Origin of the sequence: Streptomyces sp. NPDC058195, from assembly GCF_042883525.1 — a bacterium.
Lineage (GTDB): Bacteria > Actinomycetota > Actinomycetes > Streptomycetales > Streptomycetaceae > Streptomyces.
On the sequence record NZ_JBHVVM010000081.1, the window covers coordinates 1 to 1,957 of the forward strand.

At 68.4% G+C, this 1,957-nt stretch carries 2 protein-coding genes; both read right to left on the bottom strand.

Annotated elements, in window-relative coordinates:
- Nucleotides 1–128: 128 nt before the first annotated feature.
- Complete coding sequence (locus tag ACFVWY_RS35600) at nucleotides 129–1,391, bottom strand: MFS transporter (protein ID WP_389879050.1); 1,263 nt, start codon at nucleotides 1,389–1,391, stop codon at nucleotides 129–131.
- Between the two features lie 34 nt (nucleotides 1,392–1,425).
- Complete coding sequence (locus ACFVWY_RS35605; protein WP_389879051.1) at nucleotides 1,426–1,623, bottom strand: MbtH family protein; 198 nt, start codon at nucleotides 1,621–1,623, stop codon at nucleotides 1,426–1,428.
- Between the last annotated feature and the right edge of the window lie 334 nt (nucleotides 1,624–1,957).

Below are 1,957 nucleotides of genomic sequence, written 5' to 3' on the forward strand. Positions count from 1 at the left end.
ACCTTCCGCGAGCGGGGTGCCGCTCGCGGAAGGCGGCGGCCCGGCTGTCTCGTGGTGCTCACGCGGTGCCGTCATGGCCCGGCTCCCGCGGTGATGGCGCTGTTCGATGTCCGCCCTGCGCCCTGCTGTCACCCGTGCGGCTGCGGGCTGGGCCCGAGGCTCCCCACCGGCTGCTCCACCTCGTCGCGCACGTTCCTGATGCTGGGCAGGGCCAGCAGGAGGAGCGCCGTCAGGGCGATCACGGACGCTGCGGCGACCAGGGTCGTCCCGACGCCCACCAGACCCGCGACGGGCCCCACGACGGCCAGACCGAGCGGCATGAAGAGGAACGATCCCAGCGAGTCGTAGGACATCACCCGCGAGATCGACTCAGCCGGGATGCGTCGGTGCAGAGCGGTCTGGAAGGTGATGTCGTACAGGCTGACGCACATGCCGGTGAGGAACATCGCTGCCGCGATCACTCCGGCCGGTGCGGCACCGGCCAGGCAGACGAAGGGCGGCACGAAGCCCAGGGTGCACAGAGCGGCGGTCCGGACGGGCCGACGGGGCCGCATCCGCAGGGCCGCCAGACTTCCCACCGCGAATCCGATCGCCTGGGCGGTCATCACGGTGGCCCACGCGGACGCGCCGCCGAGGTGCTCCTTCGCCACGACCGGCCCGAGGACGTAGAAGCCGCCGGCGACACACACGTTCGCCAGCGCCAGCTGGCCGACCATCGTCCATACCCACTGCCGCTTGGTGAACTCCCGCCATCCGTCCTTCAGCTGAGCCAGCAGTCCGCCGTCCGCCCGCTGCTCGCCCCCCTGGTCCTTGAGCCGGATCCCGGTCAGCAGCATCGCGGAGACCAGGAAGGTCACCGCGTCCACGGCCAGCGCCCAGCCGGGTCCGAGCAGGGTGATGAGCACGCCCGCGGCCGCGGCCCCGCCGATGCTGCCCGCGTTCATCGACAGCTGCACCAGCGCGTTGGCCGACTGGATTCTCTCCTTGGGCACCAGCTGGACGGTCACCGCACGGGACGCCGGGGTGAACAGGGCGGTGGCGGCGCCGCTCACCATGGACAGGACCGCGAGCCTGGGAGCGGAGGCCGCCCCGGTGAGCACCAGGACGGCGACCGCCCCCTGGGCCGCGCCCGCGACCAGGTCCGCCCAGATCATCACCCGGTCGCGCCGGAGCCGGTCGGCGAGGACACCGCCGTACAGCAGGAACACCACCTGGGCGGTCAGCCGGGCGGCCAGGACCAGTCCCACCATGGAGCCCGAACCGTCCGGCATGGCGAGAATGGCGAACGCTATCCCTACGGGCGCGATCGCATTGCCCACCAGGGAGATGGAGCGGGCCGCGAAAAGCAGCAGGAAGGAGCGCTCCCGCAGAACCGACAGATCTGTGCGCAATGACGTCCCTTTCAGGTGCTCTCACCGCCTCCGCCTACTCGACCGCACCGACCGGCCGAATATCCTTCCAGTGGGCGTTGATGTAGTCGAGAGCCGCCTTCCGCGTACCCTCCGGCAGAAGGGTCTCCCATCCCTCCGGAACCGGAGCAAATGAAGGCCAGAGGGAATACTGGTTCTCACTGTTGCGCAGGACCACATATCCGGATTCCGCATCATCGAAGGGGTTCGCCACCTCTGCCTCCTCAAAACTGGGGCCGAGTCGGACATCACGGCCCTTCAGGGAAAGACTGCGCAATTGCCTCTGCCTGGGAGGCTCTTGTCAAGCACACGACGCGACAATCCAGGCTGGCCGGAACCGTCGGGATACTACCGTTCCCACCGCAGGTCACTGTCAAGCCGGAGAACGACAGCCGCGCATATCGCGAGTCAACCGACCGAAAAGGAACCCTTGTTGGCTGGCTGAGACTCGTGCTAAGTGCTGTCCCGTAAATGATCTACGGCATGCTGGTTGATCAGCGTTGTTTCCCGGTCATCCGGCGAGGGTGAGGTTGTGGAGGCGAGCGATG